A 24062-nucleotide genomic window follows, 5' to 3' on the forward strand; every position below is an offset into this window, starting at 1 on the left:
CCCGCGATCACATGCGCATGTTCCGCGCCCGAAGGGGGAGACCCGCATGCGACTTGCAGTGCTCAAGGAACGCCGCCCGGCCGAGACCCGGGTCGCCGCCACACCCGAGACGGTGAAGAAATTCATCGCGCTTGGCCTCACCGTTACGGTCGAGGCCGGGGCAGGGCTCTCCGCCGGCATCCCCGACGCCGAGTACGCCACGGCCGGGGCCGAACTTGCCCCGGATGCCGCTGCGGCCCTCCAAGGCGCCGGCATCCTGCTCAAGGTCCGTGCCCCGCTCGGCACCGGTGAGGGTTCGGTCGACGAGCTCTCTCTCATCCCGCGCGGTGCGCTGATGCTTGGCCAGCTCCAAGCGACGCCCGAGATGGCGGCGACCTATGCCCAGCTCGGCATTGAGGCCGGGGCGATGGAGATGCTGCCCCGCATCACCCGCGCGCAAAGCATGGACATCCTTTCCTCCCAGGCGAACCTCGCCGGCTACCGTGCCGTCATCGAGGCCGCCGCCGCCTTCGACCGCGGCTTCCCCATGCTGATGACGGCAGCCGGCACCATTCCCGCCGCCAATGTCTTCGTCATGGGCGCCGGCGTCGCAGGGCTACAGGCCATCGCCACCGCCCGCCGCCTCGGCGGCCGCGTCTCGGCGACCGATGTGCGCCCGGCGGCGAAGGAGGAGATCAAGTCCCTCGGCGCCAGCTTCGTCGGCTACGAGGACGAGGAAAGCAAGGCTGCCCAGACCGCCGGTGGCTATGCCAAGCAGCTCTCGGCCAATTTCTACGCCAAGCAGGCCGAGGTGGTGGCGACCCATATCGCCAAGCAGGACATCGTCATCACCACCGCGCTGGTGCAGGGCCGCAAGGCGCCGACCCTGGTGACGGCGGAGATGGTCCGCAGCATGAAGCCCGGCAGCGTCATCGTCGACATCGCCTCGGATGCCGGCGGCAATGTCGCGCTGACCAAGCCCGGCGAGGTGGTCACCACCGAGGGCGGCGTGACCATCCTCGGCCATTCCAACTGGCCCGGCCGCATCCCGGCTGCCGCCTCCGCCCTCTACGCGCGCAACCTGCTGACCTTCCTGACCACCTTCTGGGACAAGGAAGCCAAGGCGCCGAAGCTGCCGGAGAGCGACGAGATCGTGAAGGGCGTGCTGCTGACCCGCGGCGGCGCCGTCATCCATCCGAGCCTCGCCCCCGCCCAGGCCGCCTGAGGAGACCCGAGCGATGAATCCCACCGACCTGGCCAACCAGGCCAGCGCCACGGCACAGCGCGCCCTGGAGCTGGCGCAGCAGGCCCGCGTCCTGGCCGAGACGCATGTCGCGCCCGTGGCCGCCGCGGCCGACCCCTTTCTCTACCTGCTGACGATCTTCCTGCTTGCCTGCTTCGTCGGCTACTATGTGGTTTGGAATGTCACGCCGGCGCTGCACAGCCCGCTGATGGGCGTGACTAACGCCATCTCCTCCGTCATCGTCGTCGGCGCCATCCTGGCAACCGGCCTCGGCGAGAGCATCGCCGCCCAGGTCTTCGGCTTCCTTGCCGCGGCGCTGGCGGCGGTGAACATCTTCGGCGGCTTCATCGTGACGCGCCGGATGCTGGCCATGTTCCAGTCGAAGAAGAAGGGCTGAGACCGTGGCCGCAACCCTCTCGACGCTCGCCTATCTCGTCGCCGCCGTCCTCTTCATCCTGGCGCTGCGCGGCCTCTCCCACCCGACCACCTCGCGGCAGGGCAACCTGTACGGCATGGTCGGCATGGGCATCGCAATCGTCGCCACCCTGCTTCGCCCGGGGATGGGCGGCGGCGGGATCGGGCTGATCATCCTGGCGCTGGCCATCGGCGGCGGGGCAGGGGCCTATATCGCCTCGCGCATCCAGATGACGGCGCTGCCGCAGCTCGTCGCCGCCTTCCACTCGCTGGTCGGCCTTTCCGCGGTCTTCGTCGCGGCGGCGGCCTTCTACGCCCCGGAAAGCTTCGGCATCGGCCATGCCGGCGAGATCCATGGCGGCTCGCTGGTCGAGATGTCGCTCGGCCTTGCCATCGGCGCCATCACCTTCTCCGGCTCGGTCATTGCCTTCGCCAAGCTGCAGGCGCTGATGTCGGGTGCGCCGATCACCTTCAAGGGCCAGCACTGGCTGAACCTGGGCCTCGGCATCCTGCTGCTGGTGCTGATCATCGCCTTCGTCGCCTCGGGCAGCGCGGCGCTGTTCTGGCTGATCGCCATCCTCGCCTTCGCCCTCGGCTTCCTGCTGATCATCCCGATCGGCGGCGCCGACATGCCGGTCGTCGTCTCGATGTTGAACAGCTATTCCGGCTGGGCGGCGGCGGGCATCGGCTTCACCCTCAGCAACCTGCTGCTGATCGTGACCGGCGCGCTGGTCGGCGCCTCGGGTGCCATCCTCTCTTACATCATGTGCAAGGGCATGAACCGCAGCATCATCAACGTGCTGCTGGGCGGCTTCGGCACGGATGCGGGCGGGGCCGCGGCCGGTGGCGGCGGTGGGGCCGAGCGGGCCCCGGTGAAGGCCGGCAGCCCCGAGGATGCCGCCTACATCATGAAGAATGCCCAGAAGATCATCGTCGTGCCCGGCTATGGCATGGCGGTGGCGCAGGCCCAGCAGGTGCTGCGCGAGATGGGCGACCTGCTGAAGAAGGAAGGCGCGCAGGTGGAATACGCCATCCACCCCGTCGCCGGCCGCATGCCCGGGCATATGAATGTGCTGCTGGCCGAGGCGAACGTCCCTTATGAGGACGTGAAGGAGCTGGAGGAGATCAATCCGGAGTTCGCCGAGGCCGATGTGGCCTTCGTCATCGGCGCCAATGACGTTACAAACCCGGCGGCGAAGACCGACAAGTCCAGCCCGATCTACGGCATGCCGATCCTCGATGTAGAGCGGGCTAAGACTGTGTTCTTCATTAAGCGCGGCATGGCCAGCGGCTATGCCGGCGTCGACAACGAGCTCTTCTTCCGTCCTAACACGATGATGCTCTTCGGCGACGCCAAGAAGGTCACGCAGGAGATTGTCCAAGCCCTCCAGCGCGACTGAGAAACTTGCAAAAATAGATGAGGGGTCCGGGGAGAATACCTTCTCCCCGGCCTTTTTTATTGGTTGTTGAGCAAGGCGGCTCGCAACTCGGCTCCCGTCGTCAGCCAGCCGAAGAACGTCTCGACGTTGAATTCGGTGGCCTCCTGCGCCCCCGGCCCGGCGGCCATGGTCGCGTCGGTCACCATCACCGGGAAGAACTCCTGGTGGTACGCATCACGGATGGTGCTCTCGACGCAGACATTGGTCGCAACGCCCGCCACCAGCACCGTCCTGATCCGCCGCGAGGCGAGGATCTGCTCCAGCCCCGTTCCCGCGAAGCCGGTGTAGCGCGACTTCGGCACGACGATATCCCCCGGCTGCGGCGTCAGCGGGTCGACGATCGCGTGGTCCCAAGTGCCGTGGGTGATGACATGCCGGCATAGGCTTCGTTCGCCCGCATGAATTTCAGCGCATTCGACTTGTGCCAGACCGGCGCCGCGGGACCGCCCACCTCCTGCTGGTCCTCGGAGAAGCCGTTCTGCAGGTAGATGACTGGGATGCCGGCGGCCCGGCAAGCGGCGGTCACCCGGGCCGTCTCCTCAATCATGGGCGGTGAGCCGCTGACGTCGAAGCCTATCAGGTCGATATAGCCGCCGGGCGAGAGATAGGCGTTCTGCATGTCGACGACGATCAGCGCCGTCTCCTCCGGCATGACGGTGATCGGCTCGGGTCGGGCAGCGAGTTGGACGGTGCGGGGCATGGACGAACCTCGGAAGCCTGTTCGTCCAGCCTGAAGCACATGATATGCCAGTTAACGCATATCACGTTGCTGTTCATCAACAACCCTACAAATGACTCCCGGTGGATGCAGGATTAATCGAGACATTCCACCTTCCGAAGTACCGGCACGATGCTCAACGCATTGCAACCACCGAACCCGCCAGCAGTTCCGTTGGCGCTGAAAATGGACAGCCAGTCTTGTGCGGAGGCGACTCCGCCCTGGGCGATCGGACTTGCCGCCGTACTGCTAATCTGGCCGGTGATCTGGAACGGCTATCCGCTGGTCTTCGCGGATACCGGCACCTATCTTGGCCAGGCGCTGATGGGCTATGTCGGCTGGGACCGGCCGCCCTTCTACAGCCTGTTCATCCATGCGCTGCACTGGCGCATCTCGCTTTGGCCGGTGGTCCTCGGCCAGGGGCTGATGGTCGCGCATCTGTTGCACCTTGTGCTGCGCGCCCAGCGCCAGCCGGGGCCGGTGCCGCTGGTCCTCGCCGCTGCCGCGCTGGCGATGCTGACCGGCCTGCCCTTCGTCACCGCCCAGGTCATGCCGGACTTTCTTACCGGCGTCGTGGTGCTCTGCATCTGGCTGCTCGGCTTCCACTGGCGGACGCAGGGGCGATGGGAGCGGCGCTACCTGATCGTGCTGACCACCCTCGCCGTGGTGGTCCACCAGAGCCACGTCCCGCTCGCCATCGGCCTCGCTGCCGTGGCGGCGCTGCTGCTCGGCTTCGGCCGCGGGCCGGTGCAGGCGATGCGCGGCTTCGGCCGCATGGTGGCGCCGACTGCGCTGGCGGTTGTTGCCCTGCTCGCGGTGAACGTGGCAGCGCACCGGGTGATCTCCGTCTCGCCATTCGGCTCGGTTTTCCTGGCGACCCGGCTGATCTTCGACGGCAGCGGCCGCGCCTATCTCGAGCGCAACTGTCCGGAGATCGGCTACCGCATCTGTGGCGCGCTCGACCGCATCGGCACCGAGCACAACCTCTTCCTCTGGACGCTCGACGGGCCGCTTTATACCGATCTCGGCGGTCCGAAGGCCTGGACATCGGAAGCCCGTGCCATCATCCGTGGCGTCCTCGCCGAAGATCCGCTCGGCGTGCTGGCCGGCACGGTACGCAACACGCTGCACCAACTCGTCACCACCGCGAGCGGCGACGGGCTGGAGCCCTGGCGCAGCCAGCCGGGGCCGGGCCCGGTGATTGCCCGTTACCTCCCGCATGAGCACGCCGCCTATCTCGCCTCTCGCCAGCAGACGGGCGAGCTCTACCCCTTCGTCCACCGGCTGACGCCGCTGCATATCGGCGCCTTCTGCCTTGGCTTGGTCGGGCTTCTGGTGCTCGCCTTCCGTCGCGGCTGGACCCTGTCGGAGCTTGGCCTGGCCACGCTGATGCTCGCCGCACTGGTGGGCAACGCCGCCATCACGGGCGGCCTCTCCGGCCCCGCCGACCGCTACCAGGCTCGCCTGCTCTGGCTCAGCCTCTTCGTCGCCCTGGTCGTGCTGCGGCCGAAGCTGCGGGCGGCGACAGGGCAGAAGGATAGCGGGTTGGCCGGCGCCGGCGGCTGATCAGAGATGCACCCCGCCATCCACCAGGATGGCGGTGCCGGTGCTAAGGCGCAGATGGGTTATGGCGCCCATCACGGCGAGCGCCACGTCATCCGCCTCCGTCACCCGCCGCAGCGGCGAGCCGGCGGCCTGCTTCTCCACCGCCGCCCGGCTGCGTCCCGGCACGAAATCCGTGGCAACGGCGGCGGGCGAGATGGTCAGCACCCGCACCTCCGGGCCCAGCACCCGCGCCAGGGCCATCCCCATCGTGTCGAGCGCCGCCTTGGAGGCGCCGTAGATGATGCTGCTGCCCGAGCCCTTCTGCGCCGCGAGGGAGGAGATGTTGACGATCACCCCATCCCCGCTCCGCTTCAGCAGCGGTGCGAAGGCGCGGATGGTGGCGAAGGGCCCGCGCACATTGGTCACCAGCACGCGGTCGATCAGCGCGTCGTCCAGCCCCTCGAGATCGGCATGCGGCACGGCGCGGGTGGCGCCGGCCGAGTTCACCAGCACGTCGCAACGGCCGAGCCTCGCCTCCACCGCACCGGCGGCGGCGCGCAGGGCGGCGCTGTCCTCCATCGGCATGGGCAAGGCGATGTGCCCCTGGCCCGGCAATTCGGCGATGAGGCTGGCCGCCCGCTCCGCCCCGGCATTGTAGCCAACGGCCACGGTCGCGCCCGCCGCAGCCAGCCGCCGGACGGTAGCGGCGCCGATGCCGCTGCTGCCGCCGGTGACGACGGCGGCCTTCCCCACCAGCCCATACTCGCCCAGGTTGCCCGGTGCTGCCTCGGCCATCGCATCCTCCCCACCTTGGGAGCGATCCTAGGCCGGGCCGTGCCTTGGGCGTAAGGCTGTCCTCCTACCGCATGCGGATGTGCAGCAGCGTCGGCGCCACCTCCCGGCGTTGCGCTGCGACATCGATAGCGAAGCCAAGCGCGAGAATCAGCCCGAACGCCAGCGTTATCGATAACGGCAGCAACAGCAGCGTCAGGACGGCCGCCAGCAGGAGCAGGGCGGGCGTGGAGGGGAAGGGCAGAGTCATCGTTCCGGCTTTCTCGATGCGCGACCTCGCGCTTCGGTGAAATTGCCTGAGGAAGGTTAACCGCCCGTTGCGCCGCGCCGATCCCGGTCGTTGACCGCGCTTCCTACCGGGGTGCAGCATCCTTCCAAAGGGAGAGGAAGCGACGGCATGGACGGCGCCATCGATGTCGACCTGCACCCGGCCTTGCCCGGATGCCAAGCCCTGCTGCCGCATCTCGAACCCTTCTGGCGCGAGGTGATCGCCAGCCGCGGCATCGACGATCTCGACTTCGCTCTCTATCCGCGCGGCGCCCCGCTTACCGCCCGCGCCGACTGGCGCGATGCCCAAGGCCTCGCCGGCGCCACGCTTGAGGCGATGCGGCGCGAGGCGCTCGACCCCTTCGGCACCGCGATCGGCATCTGCAACCCGCTTTTCGGCGCGCCCGCGCTGCACAATGCCGACCTCGCCGCCGCCCTCTGCCGCGCAGCCAATGATTGGGTCGCCGCCCACTGGCTCGACGCCGAGCCGCGCCTCCGCGCCGGCATCCTCGTCCCCGCTGAGGACCCGGTGCTGGCGGTGGAGGAGATCGAGCGCCGCGCCGCCGATCCGCGCTTCGTCCATGTGCTGCTCTTCGGCAGCGCCGAGACGCTGATCGGCCGCCGCATCAACTGGCCGATCCTCGCCGCCGCAGAGCGCCATGGCCTGCCCATCGCCATCCATGCCGGCAGCGCCGCCCGCCACGCGCCGACGGCGAATGGCTGGCCGACCTATCTGATCGAGGACCACACCGTCTTCGCCCAGACCTTCCAGAGCCAATTGCTCAGCCTGATAGGGGAGGGGGCTTTCACCAAGTATCCGGCCCTGAAGGTGGTGCTGCTGGAGAGCGGCTTCGGCTGGGTGCCGAATTTCCTTTGGCGGGGGGTGAAGATGTGGCGCGCCATGCGCCAGGAAATTCCCTGGGTGGACCGCTCCCCGGCCGAGATCCTGCGCGAGAGCATCCGCATCTCCATCCAGCCCGCTGATGCGCCGGAGGACCCGGGCGAGATGGCAGCGCTGCTCGAGATGATCGACTGCGACGAGATGCTGCTCTTCGCCACCGACTACCCGCATGCGCGTTTCGAAGGCGGGGCAGCGATGCCCCCTGGCCTGCCCGCCCGGCTGCACCGCAAGGTGCTGCGGGAGAATGCACTGGCGATCTATCCCCGGCTGAAGGAGTGCGTTGCATGAGCACCAGCACGCTGCCCCGCCCGGAGGCGCCCGCCGCCTCCCGCCTCCGCCTGATCGATTGCGACATCCATCCGGCGCCTCGCGACCTCGCCGTGCTCGACCGCTGGCTGCCGGAGCGCTGGCGCCGCCACCGGCAGGAATACGGCCTCCGCCTGCGCCAGCCCTTCGCCACAGGCCACCCCTACCCGAAGGCTACGCCAGCCCTCTCGCGCTACGATTCATGGCCACCCGGTGGCGGCCCGCCCGGCTCCGACCTCGAATTCATGCGGCAGCAGCATCTCGACCTGCTCGACATCGAATACGGCATGCTCCAGCCGCTCGCCGCCCGCGGCATGGACGAGCGCAACCCCGGTTTCGCCGCCGCGCTGAGCAGCGCCGTCAACGACTGGATGCGCGAGGACTGGACCGCCCGCGAGCCCCGCCTCAAGGCCACCATCGCCATCCCAGGGGAGGACGCCGCCGCCTCGGTCCGCGAGATCGAGCGCTGGGCGGGCCAGCGCGACTTCGTCCAGATCGCCATGGTGAGCCGTGCGCTCGAGCCGCTCGGCCGCCAGCGCTACTGGCCGATCTACGAGGCCGCCGAGCATCACGGCCTGCCACTCGGCCTGCACAGCCTCGGCACCAGCGGCCATCCGGTGACGGGCGGCGGCTGGCCGAGCTTCTATTTCGAGGAGCACCAGGCCGTCGCCATGAGCATGGCCGCGCTCTGCGCCAGCTTCATCTTGGAAGGTGTCTTCGACCGCTTCCCGCGGCTGAAGATCGTCATCATCGAAGGCGGCTTCGGCTGGGTGCCCTCGCTCGGCTGGCGCATGGACGGGCTGTGGCGGAGCCTGCGCTCGGAGGTGCCGCACCTGCAGCGCAAGCCCTCCGACTACCTGAAGTCCCACCTTTGGTTCACCACCCAGCCGGTCGAGGAGCCCGAGCGCCCCGAGCATCTCCGCAGGTTGATCGACTGGATCGGCCGCGACCGCCTGCTCTTCGCCACCGACTACCCGCATTGGGACAGCGACGACCCGCGCTACGCCTTCAAGCTGCCCTTGAGCGAGCCGGAGCGCCGGGCGATCCTGGCCGGTAACGCCCGCGCCGTGTACGGCCTGGCCTGACACAACTCGGAGGAACCGGCCGCATGCCCGGACCACTCGCGGGCATCCGCGTGCTCGACCTGACCACCGTTCTCGTCGGCCCCTACTGCACCCAGCTCCTCGCCGAGATGGGCGCCGAGGTCACCAAGGTGGAGGCGCCCGAGGGCGACATGGTCCGCCTCATCGGCCCCGGCCGCAGCCCGGGCATGGGCAGCATGTTCCTCACCATCAACCGCGGCAAGCGCAGCATCGCCCTCGACCTGAAGCGCCCCGAGGCGCGCGAGGTGCTGCTGCGCCTCGCGCGTACCGCCGACGTCCTGGTGACCAACATCCGCCCCGCGGCCATGGCCCGCCTCGGTCTCGATTACCCGGCGCTGCGCGCGGTCAACCCGCGCCTCGTCTATGCCGCCGTGCTCGGCTACGCCCAGTCCGGCCCCTACGCCCCGCGCCCTGCCTATGACGACCTGATGCAGGGCGCCGCCGGCATCGCCCATCTGCAATCCCGCACCGGCGACGGAACCCCGCGCTACGCGCCGCTCGCCATGGCGGACCGAATCACCGGCCTCGTTGCCATGGGCGCCATCAACGCCGCCCTGGTCCACCGCGAGCGGGGCGGGGAGGGGCAGCTGGTCGAGGTGCCGATGTTCGAGACGATGGTGAATTTCGTCCTCGGCGACCATCTCGGCGGCAAGGTCTTCGACCCGCCGCTCGATGCCGGCGGCTATGGCCGCCTCCTCTCGCCCGACCGCCGCCCCTACCGCACCCGCGACGGCCATGTCTGCACGATGATCTACAACGACCGGCAATGGCGCAGCTTCTGCGCCGCCGTCGGCTGGCCCGACCTGGTGGCGGCCGACCCCCGCTTCGCCAGCCACGCGACGCGCACCCGCCACATCGACGAGGTGCTGGCGATGCTCGCCGAGGAATTCCTGACCCGCACCACCGCCGAATGGATGGAGCTCCTGGCCGCCGCCGACCTGCCGGTCACGCCCGTCCACACGCTGGAGAGCATCTTCGAGGATCCGCATCTCCTGGCCACCGGCTTCTTCGACCGTGAGGAACACCCGACCGAGGGCCCGCTCACCCGTATGGCGGTGCCCTTCACCTTCTCCGCCAACCCGGCCGGCGAGCGCGCTCCGGCCCCGAGGCTCGGCGAGCACAGCGCAGCCATCCTGCACGAAGCCGGCTATGCCGAGCCAGAGATCGCCGCCATGCTGGCAAGCGGCGCCGTCCGCGCCGCCGAACCGGCAAGCGCGCCGGACGTTACCGCCGCATGCGCATCCCGCTGATCCTCGCCTTGTCCTTGCTCGCCGCCTGCACGCCGCACAAGGACCGCCCCGGCGGCCTCATCCGCAACGAGGCGGCCCCGGCCAATACCGGCCTGCTCCGCCCCGAGGCCGGCGTCGACCCCGGCATCCGTGCGCCTCTGTCCAATCGAAGCCCGACGACGACGCCCGTCATCCTGCCCAACCCCTCGATTCAGGCCCGCTGACTCGCCGCGGCAGGCGGCGATACCTAAGATGCCCGCGTGCCTGGCTTCACCCTCACCTCCATCGGCCATCTCGAGACGCCCTGGCCGAGCCCCGCCGATTGCCCCCGCAACGGCCGTCTGCTTGAGCCGCGCCCGCTTTGCCGCGCCGTCATCGCCGAGCCCTACCGCGAGGGCCTCGATCAGCTCGACAGCTTCTCCCACCTGATCCTGCTCTACTGGATGCACCTCGCGGAGCCGGCGCCGTTGAGCATCACTCCCCGCTTCGCTGCCGGCCCACGCGGCGTCTTCGCCACCCGCGCCCCGGTACGGCCCAACCCCATCGCCCTTTCCGTCGTGCAATTCGAGGGTTTCGCCGAACCCGGCGTGCTGCTTGTTCGCAACCTCGACTGCGCCAGCGGTACGCCGCTGCTCGATATCAAGCCTTATCTGCCGACGGTCGATGCCGAGCCGGCAGCCAGCATGGGCTGGCTCGACCCTCGCAGCCCTGCCTGACCGGAGTTCCGTCACGCCGCCCGCAGGCGTTCCAGGAAGTCGCTGACCCGGTGGCTCATCAGCTCCGCCTGCCGTGACAGATCGCCCGAAGCCTGGCGCAGATGGCCGGCCGAGGCCCCGGTCCGCTCCGCCTCCTCTTGCATGCCCGCCGCATGAGCTGCCGCCTCACCAGTGCCCGCAGCCGCCTCCGCAACCGCGCGGCCGATCTCGCGCGTCGCGGCCGACTGCTGCTCGGTCGCCGCCGCGACCGCCGCGCTGGTGGGGTCGATCGCCTCAATGATCCGGGCGATGCTGGCGATGGCTTCCACCGTGCGCACCGTCTCGCCCTGCATGGCGGCGATCTGCGCGCCGATCTCCTCCGTCGCCCGCGCCGTCTGCCCGGCGAGCGCCTTCACTTCCGAGGCCACCACGGCAAAGCCCTTGCCGGCCTCACCCGCCCGCGCCGCCTCGATCGTCGCGTTCAGTGCGAGCAGATTGGTCTGCCCCGCGATGTCGCTGATCAGCCGCACCACCTCGCCGATGCGCTGCGCCGCCTGGGCCAGCCCCTGCACCGTCGCATCGGTCTCCCGCGCCTGATCCGCTGCGCGCCGCGCCACCGTGGCGCCGGCGCCGACCTGCCGGGCAACCTCGGCGATGGAGGAGGACAGCTCCTCGACCGAGGCGGCGACGCCCTGAACATGGGTACTGGCCAGCCCGGTGGCGCCGGCGACGGCCGTGGCGCGCACCGTTCCGTCCTGCGCCATGGCCGTCATCTCGCCCGCCGTCTGGTCGAGCTCGGTCGCGGCCGAGGCCACGGTGCCGAGCATCTCGGCCGCCTCCGCCTCGAACCCCTTCACCAGCGCATCCACCCGCTCCGCCTGCTCTGCCTTCACCGCGCGCTCCGCCAAGCGAGCCGCGGCGGCGGCTTCGCGCTCGATCGAGGCGGCCCGCAATGTCTCGACCGCTCCTGCCATCGTGCCCAACTCGTCCTGCCGCCCAAGCCCCGGCACGGTAAGGTGCAGGTCGCCGGAGGCGATGCGCTCGACCGTGCTGGTGATGCTCTGGATCGGCCGCACCACTCGCCGGAACAGCATCCAGGCTGAGCCGAGCATGGCCCCCAGGGCGCTCGTCACGAGCGCGAAAGCCAGCAGTAACCCGGTGCGGCCGGCATCGGCCCGGCTCGCGCTCTCCGCCAGCACATGATCCAGCGCCGCGTCCCGCAGCAGGATGATCTCCGCCAGGGCCGGCACGCTCCAGGAGCGGAAGGCGGCCACGTTCTCGGGCCATGGTTGCACCGGGGCGCCGACCGCCCGCTCCCGCCCCCATTGCATCAGCTGTTCCCAACGTGGTGCGTTCCGGCCTTCATAGCTCTCGCGCAGCCGCGCCGCGGCAGCCTGCAGGCGCGGCGCATCCGGTAGCATGGCAAGCTTGTGTCCGATGTCGTTCCAGACTTCCTCGGTCCGGCCGACCAGGCGCTCGGCGGCGGCGTAGTCCGAAAGCGGGATGGGCTGGCCGGCGACCCAGTTGTTCATCATCAGGTTCCGGCGCCCCGTCGCATCGCGCATCGACATGGCCAGCATGGCGATGTCGATTCCCGTAGCGAGCGACGGCGCCCCGATCACCGTCCGCTTGGCGGCGGCTTCCGCCAGCTCCGCCAGCTGATTGTTGAAGACCGTGCGCTTGGCCATGACCTCCTGCGCATAGGCCGGATCCCGCTCCGCCGGCGGCTGGGCCAGGACAGTGTCGAGCCGCTTGCGGAGATCGGCCATGGCCGATCGCGCCTCGGCCGGCGCCCGTGCATCGCTGCCCAACTCCATGAGGCTTCGCTGCGCCGCCTCAAGCAAGCCTTCGGTTGCCTGCCTGCTCCGCGCCAGCGCCTCGCGGTCCGGCTGGGCGGCGAGGCTCGCAGCCAGGAACTGCCCGGCCTCATTAACCACCGCGGTCTGCGCGCGCTGCACCGCGCTGATCACCCGAGTGCCCTCTGCAGCGGAGCGCGCCTCGCTCCAACGGCTCCAGGCCGTGCCGGCGACCCAGGCCGACCCGATCAGCCCAGGGAGCGAGACAACGGCGAAGCCGAGTAGAAAGACGGTACGGGCGCGCACGGGCCTGCTCCTTGTAGCCAGGAGCAGGCTATACCCTCTCATGTTGCGATCCGGTTAAGTGCCGTCCGGGCAGACAAGGGGTTCGTGGCGCACCGCTAGACCCCGCCACACCCCTTCGCCCGCAGCGATGCAACCACCCACTCGCGTTCCCAGGTCCCGCGATCGATCGCCTGCTGCGCCTTGGCTTCCTTTGCCTGATGCCCCTCGGCCGCGGCGACCGCCTCCGCCGCATCCGCCGCCGGCAGCACGACGACGCCGTCCTCATCAGCCATGATGAGGTCGCCCGGCATCACCACCTGCCCGCCACAGGCGACCGGATAGCCGATCTCGCCTGGCCCGTCCTTGTAGGGCCCGGACGGCGTGATGCCCCGCGCCCAGATGCCGAGCGGCAGTTCGCCGAGCTGCGCCGCATCGCGCACCGCACCATCGACGATGACGGCGGCAATCCCCCGCCGCGCTGCCCAGCCCATCATCAGCTCGCCGGTGATGGCGATGTCGAGATCGCCGCCGGCATCGACGACGATGACATCGCCCGCCTGCGCCATGTCGATCGCCCGGTGAAGCATCAAGTTGTCGCCCGATCGCGCACGCACGGTGAAGGCCGGCCCCGCCACGGCAAGTCTGCCGCCGAAGGCGCGGAAGCCGCCGCGCATCGTCTGCATGCGGTTCACCACATCGCCGATATTGGCCGACGGGACGGCGGCGGCGCGGGCGCAGAGCGCCGGATCGACACGGCTGGTCACTGGCCGGATGCGGAAGCCGAGTGTCATTGGTTGTTTTCCCTTCGATCGTACGGCCCGCATCATGCCGGTCATGGGCTTCGTGTCGAGCCGGCTGCGCCCTGGGATCAACTTCCTGTGCGTCAACGAACTTCGCGCATCCCTTGGCCTCGCGGCACGTATCGCAAGTGTGACGTTGCGGCATCGGCCTGTCATCACGAGCCGGCCAAACGGCGTCCTGTATTGGTCCATGCCTATATTCGTTGTCTGACAGCATCGTGTCCGAAAATGATCAAACACTCCGTTGTGCATCTGCGAAATGCAGTATTCAATCCAATAGGTTGAAAATCAGCCTTGGCCCTGGGCCAAAATGAGAGACTTCATGCCGATCCGCAACCGGAGGTTTTGATGCCTGCGCCTCGCCCCATCCTGATCATCGAGGACGACGCCGCCCTGCGTGCCACGCTCGCTGAGCAACTCACCCTCGACGGCGACTTCACGGCCGACGAAGCCGACAGCGTCAGCGCGGCGGAAGCGAAGCTCGCCGATGCCAATGCCCGCTATGACGCCATCCTCCTCGATATCGGCCTGCCGGATGCGGATGGCCGCGACTTCTGCGCCAAGCTGCGCCGCGACGGCCGCCGCATGCCGGTCATCATGCTGACCGGCGCCGATGGCGAGCAGGATGTCGTCCGCGGCCTCGACTCGGGCGCCAACGACTACATCGCCAAGCCCTTCCGCCTGCCGGAGCTGCTCGCCCGCGTCCGCGCGCAGCTGCGCATCTTCGACAACAGCGAGGACGCCACCTTCTCCGTCGGACCCTACCTGTTCCGCCCGAGCGTCCGCCTGCTGACGGAGCCCTCGCGCAACCGCAAGATCCGCCTGACCGACAAGGAATGCGCGATCCTGAAATTCCTCTACCGCGCCGGCGGCAAGCCGGTCTCGCGCCACATTCTGCTGAACGAGGTCTGGGGCTACAACAGCGCCGTCACCACTCATACGCTCGAGACGCATGTCTATCGCCTGCGCCAGAAGATCGAGCCCGATCCCTCCCAGGCGCGGCTGCTGCTGACTGAAGCGGGCGGCTACAAGCTCGCCCCCGCCGCCCTTGGCATTGGCCAGGCCTGATACCGTTCCGCCTGCCTTCCCTTGGGAGGGCAGGCATACCTTGCCAGCAGGCGGGCCGGGCCGCAGTCTTGGCGGCCTGGCGGAGCCCGCAGCATCCTCCGCCCGCGGAGGACGCGCCCGATGAGTGATCTGCCCAGTGCCGCCGAGCTGGAGGAGATCACCGGCGCGGCCGCCCCCACCGCCGCCGATATCGCGCTCGGCGACTGCCTGCTCAGCGAAGCCCTCGACATGCCGCTGCCAGCCGAGGTCCGCCTCTCGCTCGCCACCGCCCTGGCCGAGGCCGGCTTCCGCCGCATCGGCCTCACCAGCCTCCGCGATCCCGCCCGCTTCCCGGCCTTCGCCGATGCCGAGGCGCTGCTGCGCGCCGCGCCCCGTCGCCCCGGCCTCGCCTGGCAGGTGCACTGCCCCGACCTCATGGCCGTCCGCCGCGCCCTGGTTGCCCGCGACGGCGGCTGGCCCCCAGAGGAGGTGCTGCTGCCCATCGCCGCCACCGACGCCGCCTCCCTTGCCCTGTTCGGCGAGGACCGCGCTGCCCGCTGGGCCAGCCTTGCCGCTATGGCTGCCCAGGCCCAGGGCAGCTTCGCCCTCTGCGGCAGCATCGCCGCCGCCTTCGCCGAGGGCACCGAGCCGGCCGGCGTGCTGGCCGATGCCGAACGCCTCGCCGGGCTCGGCATCACCCGCATCACCATCGTCGACGATACCGGCCTGGCGACGCCGCCCCGCGTCCGCGACCTGATCGGTTGGCTGCATGGCGGCCTGCCGACCGCCAGCTTCGTCGCCCGCTTCGCCGACCGTCGCGGCACCGGCCTGGCCAATACCCTCGCCGCCATCGAGTCGGGGCTGGCGGAGGCCGATGCCACACTCGGCGGCGCCGGCGGCTTCTGCTGCGCCGAGGACCTGGCCGCGGCGCTCGCCGCCATGGGCCTCGGCACCGGCCTCGATCCGGCGGCGCTGCACCGCGCCGGCCGCGCCGCCGAGCAGGCGCTCGGCCAGCGCCTGCACAGCCGCATCCTCCGCCTGGGGGACGAAGGCTAGGCCGCCACCCGCACACGCGCCGCCGCCTTCACCATGTCGGCGCATTTCTCGCCGATCATGATGGCCGGCGCATTGGTATTGCCCGACACCACCGTCGGCATGATCGAGGCATCGGCGACGCGCAGCCCCTCGATCCCGCGCACCCGCAGCTCCGGATCGACGACGCTCGCCTCGTCGCCGCCCATGCGGCAGGTGCCGCTCGGGTGATAGATCGTGCCGCCGGTGCGCCGGATGAAGCCGAGGATCTCTTCGTCGCTCGCTGCCGCCGCGCCGGGCACGACCTCCTCCTCCACCCATCGCCCGAGCGCCGCTGTCTGCGCCAGCCGTCGCCCGAGCTTGATGCCCTCGATCATGCAGCGCCGGTCGGTTTCGGTGGCAAGGTAGTTCGCCTGGATCCGCGCCTTCGCTTCCGGGTCAGGGCTGGCGAGGCTGATCGTCCCGCGGCTCTCCGGCCGCAGCTGGCAGGCGCTGATCGTCATGCCTGGGAAGTCGTGCAGCTCCAGCATGGTCTTCGAGGTGCTGAAGGGTAGGAAGTGGTACTGCACATCCGGCGTCGCACTGCTCGGCAGAACGCGCGCGAAGAACCCGGCCGTGCCCGCGCTCACCGTCAGCGGCCCGGTGCGCCGTATTGCGAACTCGGCCCCCATGAGGAACTGGCCCCACAGGCTCCGCGCCCGGGTGTTCATGCTGACCGGCTTGTTGACCCGATAAGCCAGCCTTGCCTGAAAGTGATCCTGCAGATTGCCCCCCACCGCCGGCAGGTCGTGCACGACCGGGATGCCCATCTCCTGCAGATGCGCCGCCGGCCCTATCCCCGAGAGCAGCAGCAGGTGCGGCGAGGCGATGGCGCCGCCGCAGAGGATCACCTCCCGCGTCGCCCGCACCGTCAGTCGCGCCCCATGCCGGCGATAGGTCACCCCCGCCGCGCGCCGCCCCTCCATCAGCAACCCCGTGGTATGCGCATCGGCGACGACGCTGAGATTCGGCCGCCCACGCGCCGGCTTCAGATAGGCCGTCGCCGCGCTCACCCGCCAGCCGCGGCGCGAGGTCGTCTGGTAGAAGCCCGCCCCTTCCTGCGCCTCGCCGTTGAAGTCGTCGTTGCGCGGGAAGCCGAGCTCCACCGCCGCCTCAACGAAGGCCTGCGCCAGCGGATTCCGGTCGCGCAGGTCGCTGACGGCGAGCGGCCCGCCCGTGCCATGCAGCCGGCTCTCGCCGCGCTCCTGGTCCTCGGCCCGGCGGAAATAGGGCAGCACATCCTCGAAGGACCAGCCGGTGCAGCCGAGCTGCCGCCAGTGGTCGTAATCCTCGTGCTGCCCGCGGACATAGAGCAGCCCGTTGATGGCCGAGGAGCCGCCGAGCACCCTCCCGCGCGGCCAGGGCACGCGGCGGCCTTCCAGCTCCGGCTCCGGCTCGGTCGTCAGGTTCCAGGACAGGGTCGGGTGGTACATCGTCTTGGCATAGCCGATCGGCACATGCAGCCAGGGGTTCCAATCCCGCGCCCCCGCCTCCAGCAGGACGACGCGCACCGAGGGGTCCTCCGAGAGCCGCGCCGCCACCGCACATCCGGCCGAGCCGGCGCCCACCACCACGTAATCCGCGCTCACCGGCACGCCATCGCTCATCGTCTTCCTCCCGCAATCACGCTAGTGAAGCCGTGTTGCACCCGCGCGCCAAGGGGCTTGCCGAGCGGAATCCCCGGCGGGAGACTGTCCGCCATGTCCATGATCGACGCCCTGGCCGACGCCCTCGGCCCAAGAAACTGCCTGACCACCCCAGAGGAGATGGCCGCCTATGCGGTCGACTGGCGCGGCACCTCCCGCGCCATGCCGCTCGCCGTGCTCAAGCCCAGTACGGTGGACGAGGTCTCGGCCGCGATGCGCCTCGCCAGCGAGGCCGGCATCCCCGTGGTGCCCGCCGGCGGCCGGACCGGCCTAGCCGGCGCCGCCGTGGCGCGACCCGGCGGCCCGCCATCCCTGGTCCTCAGCCTCGAGCGGCTGAACCGCATCCGCGACGTCGATGCGCGCGACTTCTCCCTCGTCGCCGAGGCCGGCTGCGTCATCCAGCAGGTGCAGCAGGCTGCACTCGAGGTGGACCGGCTCTTCCCCATCGCCTGGGGCGCCCAGGGCACGGCGCAGATTGGCGGAATGCTCGGGACGAACGCGGGCGGGATCCGCACCATCCGCTGGGGCAATGCGCGGGAGCTGGTGCTCGGCCTCGAAGTCGTCCTCGCCGATGGCCGCGTGCTGAACGACCTCCGCCGCGTCCGCAAGGACAACAGCGGCTACGCGCTGCGCCACCTCTTTATCGGCGCCGAGGGCACGCTCGGCGTCATCACCGCCGCCGCGCTCCGCCTGGTGCCGCCCATGCGCGCCGTCGAGACCGCCTTCCTCGCCGTCCCCTCGCCGGATGCCGCGCTCTCCCTGCTCGGCCGCATGCAGGGTGCGGGGGCGGAGCTGATCGCCTTCGAGCTGATGAACCGCCTCTGCCTGGAGATGGTCGCCCGCCACGGCCCGCAGCTCCGCCTGCCGCTGCCGCTCGAGAGCCCCTGGTACGTCATGGTCGAACTCGCGGCACCCCACCCCGCCGTGCCCGTGCGCGCCATGCTGGAGACGGCGCTGGAGGCCGCGCTCGAATCCGGCGAATGCACCGACGCCGTCCCCGCCGAGAGCGAGGCCCAGCGCCTCGCCTTCTGGCGCATCCGCGAGGATTTCCCCGAATTCGGCCGCATGGACGGCCCCTCCATCCCGACCGACACCGCCGTGCCCGTCTCCGCCGTGCCGGAATTCCTGGCCCGAACCGAAGCCGCGCTCGCCGAGCGCTGGCCGGAAGGCCGGATGTTCGCCATCGGCCATGCCGGCGACGGCAACATCCATGTCAGCCTGAAGGCCCCGCCCGGCATGACCCATGCCGACTGGGCCGCCCGCGCCGCCGGCGCCGACATGCTGGTGAACGAGATCGCCACCTCGCTCGGCGGCAGCTTCAGCGCCGAGCACGGCATCGGCACCAGCAAGCTGCACGCGATGCAGGCGCTGAAGGACCCGCTGGCGCTGGAGCTGATGCGGCGGATCAAGGCGACGCTCGATCCGCAGGGCATCATGAATCCGGGGAAGGTGCTCCCCTCAAACTAGCCGCGGGCGAAGGCCGCCAGCATCCGCGCATGGCTGCGGGCGCCCTTGTGCAGGCAGCGCAGCTCGAATTTCTCGTTCGGGCTGTGCACCTGATCGTCGTTCAGCCCGAAGCCGACCAGCAGGCTGTCGAGCCCGAGCAGCCGCCGCATGCTCTCCACCACGGGGATCGACCCGCCGCTGCCGATCAGCACCGCCGGCCGTCCATATTCCTCCGCCAGCGCCCCGCGCGCCGCACCGACCCAGCGGCTGTCGGCCGGCACCTCAATCCCCGGCGTCGTGGTGAAGATCTGCACCTCTGCCTTGGCATCCGGCGGCAGCCGCTCCTCGACGAAGCGGCGGATGCCCTCCGCCACCTTCGCCGGATCCTGCCCCGGCACCAGCCGGCAGGACAGCTTCGCATGCGCCTCGGAGGCGATGACGGTCTTGCTGCCATCCCCCGTATAGCCGCCCCAGATGCCATTGAGGTCGGCGGTCGGCCTCGCCCAGAGCCGCTCCAGCCCGCTCCGCCCGCGCTCGCCCGCCGGCGTCGCCAGACCGATATCGCCGAGGAAGGCCCCCTCGTCGAAGCCGAGGCTGTCCCACTCCACGCGCTGCGCATTGGTGATCTCGGCGATGCCGTCGTAGAAGCCCGGGATCTGCACCCGCCCGTTCTCGTCATGCAGCCCGCCCATGATGCGCGAGAGCGCGTTGATCGGGTTGAGCGCCGCCCCGCCATAGATGCCGGAATGCAGGTCGCGCGACGCCGCCTTCAGGTCGATCTGCGCATAGACCATTCCGCGCAGCCGCGTGGTGATGGCGGGCGTGTCGATATCCCACATCGCCGTATCGCTGATGACCGCGACATCGGCCGCAAGCTCGCCCTTGTTGGCGGCGAGGAACGCATCGAGGCTCGGCGAGCCCACCTCCTCCTCGCCCTCGATAAGCACCGAGACGCGGCAGGGCGGCCCGCCGGCGATCTCGTGCCAGGCCCTGAGCGCCTCCAGCCACATCGCCGTCTGGCCCTTGTCGTCCACCGCGCCACGCGCGACGACGCGTCGCCCATGCGGCCCCTCGACCACCAGCGGCTCGAAAGGCGGCGAGGTCCAGAGCGCCAGCGGATCGGCCGGCTGCACGTCGTAATGCCCGTAGAACAGCAGATGCGGCGCATCGCCGCCCGGCCCCGGATGATGCGCGACGACGGCAGGATGTCCCGCCGTTGGCCGGATGCTCGCATCGAACCCCATGCCGGCCAACTGGTCGCGCACCCATTCGGCGGCGCGCAGGCAGTCCCCCGCATGCGCCGGCTGAGCGCTGATGCTCGGGATGCGGAGCCATTCGATGAGCCGTGCCTCCGCCGCGGGGGCATCGGCATCGAGACGGGCGAGGATGTCGGTGAGATTGGCCTTCATGCTCCTAATCCAGCATGGGAGAACCCGCCCGGGAAGTGGCAGGCAACCCACCGCCCGGCTTCGGCCTCGGCCAGCGGCGGCATCGTTTCGCAGACCGGCTGCGCGATTGGGCATCGCCCGCGGAACGGGCAGCCCCGCGGCGGCGCCAGCGTGCTTGGCGGCTCTCCCTGCAGCAGCACGCGCTGCCGCCCCGGCTCCGGCACAGCTGAGATAAGCACGCCGGTGTAGGGATGCAGCGGCCGCGCGAAGAGCGCCTCCGCCGGCGCGCTCTCCATGACCTTGCCGAGATAGAGCACGACGACGCGGTCGCAGAGATGCCGCACCACCGCCAAGTCATGCGCGATGAAGAGGTAGGTCAGCCCCATCCGCTGCTGCAGGTCGAGCATCAGGTTCAGGATCTGCGCCTGGATATTGACGTCGAGCGCGCTGATCGGCTCGTCGGCGACGATCATCTCCGGCTCCAGCGCCAGCGCCCGCGCGATGGAGATGCGCTGCCGCTGCCCACCGCTGAACTCGTGGGGGAAGCGCGAGACCCAGGCCGGGTTGAGCCCGACCATCTCCAGCAGCCCGCCGACGCGGTCGCGCACCTCCACCCCACGCCGCGCCAGCCCATGCGCGACCAGCGGCTCCGCCAGCGTGTCGCCGATGGTCATGCGCGGATTGAGCGAGGCATAGGGGTCCTGGAAGACCATCTGCATCCGCCGCCGCAACGGACGGATCGCCGCCGGGCTGGCACCGGCGATCTCCTGCCCGCCAAAGACGATACTGCCGGCCGTCGGCGCATGGATGCGCGTCACGAGCCGCGCCAGCGTCGACTTGCCGCAGCCGCTCTCCCCGACGATGCCGAGCGTCTCCCCACGCGCTACGTCGAGGTCGATGCCGTTGACCGCATGCACCACCCGCCGCGGCGCGAAGAAGCTCTCGCGCGGCAGCGGGAAATGCTTCACCAGCCCGCGCACTGCGAGCAGCGGCTCGGCCGCTGGGGGAGGGGGGGGCCGCACCCCGCCAAGCCCCGCGCCGCCCGCCTTCGGCAGCACCTGTCCCGCCTGCGTTACCCAGCACCGCGCCAGCCGCCCCGGCGCCACCTCGGCCAGCGGCGGATGCTCTCGCTCGCAGCGCTCGACCTTGAAGGGGCAGCGCGGCGCGAACCGGCACCCCTGCGGCAGGTTCAGCGCATCCGGCGGCGCCCCCTCGATGCTGACGAGCCGCCGGTCCGCGCCGAGCGGCTGGTCGATCCGCGGCACCGCATTCACCAGCGCCCAGGCATAGGGGTGGCGCGGATCGGCCAGCACCGCCTCCGTCACCGCCTCCTCCACCACCTCGCCCGCATACATCACCGCGACACGGCGGCAGACGCTGCCGATCACGCTCAGATCATGGCTGATCAGCAGGATCGCCGTGCCGAACTCGGCATTGAGCTGCCGCAGCAGATCGAGGATCTGCGCCTGGATCGTCACGTCGAGCGCCGTCGTCGGCTCATCGGCGATCAGCAGCGCCGGATCATTGGCGAAACCCATCGCCAGCATCACCCGCTGCCGCATTCCGCCCGAGAATTCATGCGGGAAGCGCAAGATGCTCCGCTCCGGCGCCGTGATCCCCATCCGCACCAGCAGCCCGACCGCGCGCCGCCTGGCCTCCGGCGCCGCGAAGCGTCCATGCCCCACCATCGGCTCGGTGAGTTGCCGCAGGATGCGGATGACCGGGTTGAGCCCCGTCATCGGGTCCTGGAACACCATCGCCATCCGGTCGCCGCGCAGCGCACGCAGCTCCTCCGGCCGCATCGCCAGCAGGTCGCGTCCCTGGAAGCGGATGCTGCCGCCCGCGATCCGCGCCGGTTCCTCCAGCAGCCGCATCAGCGAGAGCGCTGTGACGCTCTTCCCGCTGCCGCTCTCGCCGACGATGCCGAGCGTCTCCCCCGCGCCGACGGTGAAGGAGACACCGTCCACCGCCCGCACCGCCCCCGCATCGGTGAGGAAGACGGTGCGAAGATCCTCCACCTCCAGCGTAGGCGTGCTCACCGGCTCCGCGCCTTCGGATCGAGCCAATCCCTTATCCCATCGCCCAGGAAGTTGAACCCGAGCACGATCGAGAGGATGGCCAGCCCCGGGAAGGTCGCCACCCACCACTGCTCAACCAGCTCCCGCCCCTCGGCGACCATCGCCCCCCATTCCGCCGTTGGCGGCACCACGCCGAGGCCAAGGAAGGACAGGCCGGCGAAGGTGATGATCGCGTTGCCGATATCGAGCGTCACCAGCACCACCAGCGGCCCGACGGCATTCGGCACGATATGCCGCCCGAGGATGCGCGCCGGCTTCAGCCCGAGCACGACGGCGGCCTCCACATAATCTTGGCTTCGCTGCACCAGCGCCAGCGCCCGCGCAAGCCGCGCGAATTTCGGCCACCACACCACCAGCATGGCGATGATTGTGTTGGTCGTCCCGATCCCCAGCGCTGCGGCGATGGCGAGCGCCAGGATGATTGGCGGAAAGCACAGCACGAGATCGGTGAGCCGCATCAGCGCCGCATCGACGAAGCCCCGCGCATAGGCACCGACCATGCCGACCAGCGTGCCGAAGGCAGCCCCCAGCGCGACGACGGAAATCCCTGCCAGCAACGAAATCCGCGCGCCGAAGAGCAGCCGCGAGAAGCAATCCCGCCCCAGCGCATCGGTCCCCAGCCAATGCAGCGCCGAAGGCGGCTTCAGCCGGTTCGCCACATCGACGAAATCCGGCGGATAAGGCGCCACCCACGGCGCGAAGACGGCAATGAGCACCCAGGCGAGCACGATCCCCGCCCCGATCCCCGCCAGCCCATAGCGCCGCCACAGCCGTGCCCGCCGCGAGCGCGGCGCGGGGAGGGCGATGCTCGCGCTCACCGCCGCACCCGCGGGTCTAGCATCGCATAGGACAGATCGACGAGAAGGTTCACCAGCAGGTAGGTCACCGAGACCACCAGCGTGATCCCCATGATCGCCGGGAAGTCGAGCGCCGCCGCACTTCGGAAGGTGTAGCGCCCCAGCCCCGGCCAGGAGAACACCGTCTCCGTCATCACCGCCCCGGCCAGCAGGTTCGCATAGGCGAGGCCCCCCAGCGTCACCACCGGGATCAGCGCATTCGGCAGGACGTGGCGGAGGATGGTGTAGCGCTCCCGCATCCCCTTGGCGCGGGAGACGCGCACATAGTCCTGCCCCATCGCCTCCAGCATCGCCGCCCGTGTCGTCCGGGTGATGAGCCCGATCGTCGCCGCCGCCAGCACGATGGAGGGCAGCACCAGATGCGCCGCCGCATCGCGGAACCCCTCCCAATCCCCCGCCAGCAGCGTATCGACGAGGAAGAACCCCGTCACCTCATCGGGCGGGAAGGCGATCGGGTCGAGCCGCCCCGGCCCCGGCGCGATCTGCAACCCGCCATAGAAGATCGCCAGCATGATGAAGGCGAGCCAGAAGGTCGGCGACGAGACGCCGATCAGCGAGACCACCCGCGCCGCCGCATCCACCCAGCTATCCCGCCACACTGCCGCCGCGATGCCGAGTGGGATGCCGATGCCGAGCGCAAGAAGGAAGGCGATGCTGGCCAGCTCCACCGTCGCCGGCGCATATTGCGCGATATCCTCCAGCACCGGCCTTTGCGAGGCGATGGAGGTGCCGAGGTCGCCCTGCGCCAGCCCGCGCAGGAAGATCAGGTATTGCTCCCAGAGCGGCAGGTCGAGCCCCCATTTCGCCCGCCATTCCGCGACGGTCGCCGGGTTGCTCGCGGCGATGTCGCCGAGCTGAGCCAGCACCGGGTCCCCCGGCACGGTATTGGCGATGAGGAAGATCACCAGCGTCGCCAGCACGGCCATGACGGCGGCGCCTGCCAGTCGCGTGACCACGGTCCGCAGCATTCGCCCCGCTTCTCCCTCGCCTCGTTCCCTGTAGTCTAGCCCCGAACGA

The 24062-nt window shown here is 70.0% G+C and carries 23 protein-coding genes; 12 read left to right on the forward strand and 11 right to left on the reverse strand.

Going from position 1 to position 24062, the window contains the following annotated elements:
* Positions 1-46: 46 nt before the first annotated feature.
* From EP26_RS04355 to EP26_RS04365, 3 genes are read left to right on the forward strand one after another with little or no spacing between them, the layout of a single operon-like run.
* Positions 47-1204, forward strand: a complete 1158-nt coding sequence (locus EP26_RS04355; RefSeq protein ID WP_043336265.1) for a Re/Si-specific NAD(P)(+) transhydrogenase subunit alpha — start codon at positions 47-49, stop codon at positions 1202-1204.
* Between the two features lie 13 nt (positions 1205-1217).
* Positions 1218-1619 carry an NAD(P) transhydrogenase subunit alpha gene (locus tag EP26_RS04360; protein WP_043336267.1) on the forward strand — a complete coding sequence of 134 codons (402 nt, stop codon included), beginning with the start codon at positions 1218-1220 and terminating at the stop codon, positions 1617-1619.
* A 4-nt stretch (positions 1620-1623) separates the two neighbouring features.
* Positions 1624-3036 (forward strand): NAD(P)(+) transhydrogenase (Re/Si-specific) subunit beta, encoded by a 1413-nt coding sequence (locus EP26_RS04365; RefSeq protein WP_043336269.1) that lies wholly within the window; start codon positions 1624-1626, stop codon positions 3034-3036.
* A gap of 56 nt (positions 3037-3092) precedes the next feature.
* Here the strand turns inward: EP26_RS04365 and EP26_RS04370 are convergent, their stop codons facing one another.
* Complete coding sequence (locus EP26_RS04370) at positions 3093-3503, reverse strand: cysteine hydrolase family protein (RefSeq protein WP_281177069.1); 411 nt, start codon at positions 3501-3503, stop codon at positions 3093-3095.
* On the reverse strand, positions 3401-3775 hold the full coding sequence (locus tag EP26_RS38045) for a cysteine hydrolase family protein (RefSeq protein WP_281177067.1): 375 nt from the start codon (positions 3773-3775) through the stop codon (positions 3401-3403). The genes EP26_RS04370 and EP26_RS38045 overlap by 103 nt, the downstream gene beginning before the upstream one ends.
* Positions 3776-3979: 204 nt before the next feature.
* Between EP26_RS38045 and EP26_RS04375 the strand changes: the two genes are divergently transcribed.
* A complete protein-coding gene (locus EP26_RS04375; RefSeq protein ID WP_043336271.1) occupies positions 3980-5359 on the forward strand; it encodes a hypothetical protein in 1380 nt (459 codons plus the stop codon).
* On the opposite strand, the gene EP26_RS04380 is transcribed toward EP26_RS04375, so the two are convergent.
* Both EP26_RS04380 and EP26_RS04385 read right to left on the reverse strand, forming a co-directional pair.
* Positions 5360-6133, reverse strand: a complete 774-nt coding sequence (locus EP26_RS04380) for an SDR family NAD(P)-dependent oxidoreductase (RefSeq protein ID WP_043336273.1) — start codon at positions 6131-6133, stop codon at positions 5360-5362.
* A 64-nt stretch (positions 6134-6197) separates the two neighbouring features.
* The gene (locus tag EP26_RS04385) at positions 6198-6380 is read right to left on the reverse strand and encodes a hypothetical protein (protein ID WP_043336276.1); all 183 of its coding nucleotides are present in this window, start codon (positions 6378-6380) and stop codon (positions 6198-6200) included.
* Between the two features lie 147 nt (positions 6381-6527).
* Here EP26_RS04385 and EP26_RS04390 point away from each other — a divergent pair, with 147 nt between their 5' ends.
* From EP26_RS04390 to tsaA, 5 genes are read left to right on the forward strand one after another with little or no spacing between them, the layout of a single operon-like run.
* Positions 6528-7586 (forward strand): amidohydrolase family protein, encoded by a 1059-nt coding sequence (locus EP26_RS04390; protein WP_043336278.1) that lies wholly within the window; start codon positions 6528-6530, stop codon positions 7584-7586.
* A complete protein-coding gene (locus EP26_RS04395; protein WP_043336280.1) occupies positions 7583-8689 on the forward strand; it encodes an amidohydrolase family protein in 1107 nt (368 codons plus the stop codon). The genes EP26_RS04390 and EP26_RS04395 overlap by 4 nt, the downstream gene beginning before the upstream one ends.
* 23 nt (positions 8690-8712) lie before the next feature.
* Positions 8713-9957 (forward strand): CaiB/BaiF CoA transferase family protein, encoded by a 1245-nt coding sequence (locus EP26_RS04400; protein WP_052388785.1) that lies wholly within the window; start codon positions 8713-8715, stop codon positions 9955-9957.
* Positions 9942-10160 carry a hypothetical protein gene (locus EP26_RS04405; protein WP_043336282.1) on the forward strand — a complete coding sequence of 73 codons (219 nt, stop codon included), beginning with the start codon at positions 9942-9944 and terminating at the stop codon, positions 10158-10160. The genes EP26_RS04400 and EP26_RS04405 overlap by 16 nt, the downstream gene beginning before the upstream one ends.
* Before the next feature lie 36 nt (positions 10161-10196).
* On the forward strand, positions 10197-10652 hold the full coding sequence (gene tsaA, locus EP26_RS04410) for a tRNA (N6-threonylcarbamoyladenosine(37)-N6)-methyltransferase TrmO (protein WP_052388786.1): 456 nt from the start codon (positions 10197-10199) through the stop codon (positions 10650-10652).
* Positions 10653-10663: 11 nt separating this feature from the next.
* Here the strand turns inward: tsaA and EP26_RS04415 are convergent, their stop codons facing one another.
* Together EP26_RS04415 and EP26_RS04420 are read right to left on the reverse strand one after the other, a co-directional pair.
* Positions 10664-12733, reverse strand: a complete 2070-nt coding sequence (locus EP26_RS04415) for a methyl-accepting chemotaxis protein (protein ID WP_043336283.1) — start codon at positions 12731-12733, stop codon at positions 10664-10666.
* A gap of 95 nt (positions 12734-12828) precedes the next feature.
* The gene (locus EP26_RS04420) at positions 12829-13503 is read right to left on the reverse strand and encodes an RraA family protein (protein ID WP_043336285.1); all 675 of its coding nucleotides are present in this window, start codon (positions 13501-13503) and stop codon (positions 12829-12831) included.
* Between the two features lie 357 nt (positions 13504-13860).
* Here EP26_RS04420 and EP26_RS04425 point away from each other — a divergent pair, with 357 nt between their 5' ends.
* Together EP26_RS04425 and EP26_RS04430 are read left to right on the forward strand one after the other, a co-directional pair.
* Positions 13861-14580: a response regulator transcription factor gene (locus EP26_RS04425; protein WP_043336288.1), complete on the forward strand. Its 720-nt coding sequence runs from the start codon at positions 13861-13863 to the stop codon at positions 14578-14580.
* Between the two features lie 120 nt (positions 14581-14700).
* Positions 14701-15615 carry a beta/alpha barrel domain-containing protein gene (locus EP26_RS04430; protein WP_052388787.1) on the forward strand — a complete coding sequence of 305 codons (915 nt, stop codon included), beginning with the start codon at positions 14701-14703 and terminating at the stop codon, positions 15613-15615.
* On the opposite strand, the gene EP26_RS04435 is transcribed toward EP26_RS04430, so the two are convergent.
* Positions 15612-17237 (reverse strand): GMC family oxidoreductase, encoded by a 1626-nt coding sequence (locus EP26_RS04435; protein ID WP_043336290.1) that lies wholly within the window; start codon positions 17235-17237, stop codon positions 15612-15614. The genes EP26_RS04430 and EP26_RS04435 overlap by 4 nt on opposite strands.
* Positions 17238-17330: 93 nt before the next feature.
* On the opposite strand from EP26_RS04435, the gene EP26_RS04440 reads away from it, so the two are divergent.
* Positions 17331-18743 (forward strand): FAD-binding oxidoreductase, encoded by a 1413-nt coding sequence (locus EP26_RS04440; RefSeq protein ID WP_052388788.1) that lies wholly within the window; start codon positions 17331-17333, stop codon positions 18741-18743.
* On the opposite strand, the gene EP26_RS04445 is transcribed toward EP26_RS04440, so the two are convergent.
* Genes EP26_RS04445 through EP26_RS04460 form a run of 4 tightly spaced genes read right to left on the reverse strand, consistent with a single transcriptional unit; the run spans position 18740 to position 24013 of the window.
* Positions 18740-20131, reverse strand: coding sequence for a dipeptidase (locus EP26_RS04445; RefSeq protein WP_043336292.1), 1392 nt, complete (start codon positions 20129-20131; stop codon positions 18740-18742). The two genes, EP26_RS04440 and EP26_RS04445, sit on opposite strands and share 4 nt — an antisense overlap.
* Positions 20128-22176, reverse strand: coding sequence for an ABC transporter ATP-binding protein (locus tag EP26_RS37250; RefSeq protein ID WP_052388789.1), 2049 nt, complete (start codon positions 22174-22176; stop codon positions 20128-20130). Before EP26_RS37250 ends, EP26_RS04445 begins: the two co-directional genes overlap by 4 nt.
* Positions 22146-23006, reverse strand: coding sequence for an ABC transporter permease (locus EP26_RS04455; RefSeq protein WP_052388790.1), 861 nt, complete (start codon positions 23004-23006; stop codon positions 22146-22148). The genes EP26_RS37250 and EP26_RS04455 overlap by 31 nt, the downstream gene beginning before the upstream one ends.
* Positions 23003-24013 (reverse strand): ABC transporter permease, encoded by a 1011-nt coding sequence (locus EP26_RS04460; protein ID WP_043336293.1) that lies wholly within the window; start codon positions 24011-24013, stop codon positions 23003-23005. Before EP26_RS04460 ends, EP26_RS04455 begins: the two co-directional genes overlap by 4 nt.
* Positions 24014-24062: the final 49 nt, after the last annotated feature.

This window comes from Belnapia moabensis DSM 16746, assembly GCF_000745835.1.
GTDB lineage: Bacteria > Pseudomonadota > Alphaproteobacteria > Acetobacterales > Acetobacteraceae > Belnapia > Belnapia moabensis.

What these genes read in the sequence shown, in the direction of transcription:
- EP26_RS04355 (WP_043336265.1), top strand. Translation starts at nt 47, where the DNA reads ATGCGACTTGCAGTGCTCAAGGAACGCCGCCCGGCCGAGACCCGGGTC.
- EP26_RS04360 (WP_043336267.1), top strand. Translation starts at nt 1,218, where the DNA reads ATGAATCCCACCGACCTGGCCAACCAGGCCAGCGCCACGGCACAGCGC.
- EP26_RS38045 (WP_281177067.1), bottom strand. Translation starts at nt 3,775, where the DNA reads ATGCCCCGCACCGTCCAACTCGCTGCCCGACCCGAGCCGATCACCGTC.
- EP26_RS04375 (WP_043336271.1), top strand. Translation starts at nt 3,980, where the DNA reads ATGGACAGCCAGTCTTGTGCGGAGGCGACTCCGCCCTGGGCGATCGGA.
- EP26_RS04380 (WP_043336273.1), bottom strand. Translation starts at nt 6,133, where the DNA reads ATGGCCGAGGCAGCACCGGGCAACCTGGGCGAGTATGGGCTGGTGGGG.
- EP26_RS04385 (WP_043336276.1), bottom strand. Translation starts at nt 6,380, where the DNA reads ATGACTCTGCCCTTCCCCTCCACGCCCGCCCTGCTCCTGCTGGCGGCC.
- EP26_RS04390 (WP_043336278.1), top strand. Translation starts at nt 6,528, where the DNA reads ATGGACGGCGCCATCGATGTCGACCTGCACCCGGCCTTGCCCGGATGC.
- EP26_RS04395 (WP_043336280.1), top strand. Translation starts at nt 7,583, where the DNA reads ATGAGCACCAGCACGCTGCCCCGCCCGGAGGCGCCCGCCGCCTCCCGC.
- EP26_RS04400 (WP_052388785.1), top strand. Translation starts at nt 8,713, where the DNA reads ATGCCCGGACCACTCGCGGGCATCCGCGTGCTCGACCTGACCACCGTT.
- EP26_RS04405 (WP_043336282.1), top strand. Translation starts at nt 9,942, where the DNA reads ATGCGCATCCCGCTGATCCTCGCCTTGTCCTTGCTCGCCGCCTGCACG.
- EP26_RS04420 (WP_043336285.1), bottom strand. Translation starts at nt 13,503, where the DNA reads ATGACACTCGGCTTCCGCATCCGGCCAGTGACCAGCCGTGTCGATCCG.
- EP26_RS04425 (WP_043336288.1), top strand. Translation starts at nt 13,861, where the DNA reads ATGCCTGCGCCTCGCCCCATCCTGATCATCGAGGACGACGCCGCCCTG.
- EP26_RS04430 (WP_052388787.1), top strand. Translation starts at nt 14,701, where the DNA reads ATGAGTGATCTGCCCAGTGCCGCCGAGCTGGAGGAGATCACCGGCGCG.
- EP26_RS04435 (WP_043336290.1), bottom strand. Translation starts at nt 17,237, where the DNA reads ATGAGCGATGGCGTGCCGGTGAGCGCGGATTACGTGGTGGTGGGCGCC.
- EP26_RS04440 (WP_052388788.1), top strand. Translation starts at nt 17,331, where the DNA reads ATGTCCATGATCGACGCCCTGGCCGACGCCCTCGGCCCAAGAAACTGC.
- EP26_RS04445 (WP_043336292.1), bottom strand. Translation starts at nt 20,131, where the DNA reads ATGAAGGCCAATCTCACCGACATCCTCGCCCGTCTCGATGCCGATGCC.
- EP26_RS04460 (WP_043336293.1), bottom strand. Translation starts at nt 24,013, where the DNA reads ATGCTGCGGACCGTGGTCACGCGACTGGCAGGCGCCGCCGTCATGGCC.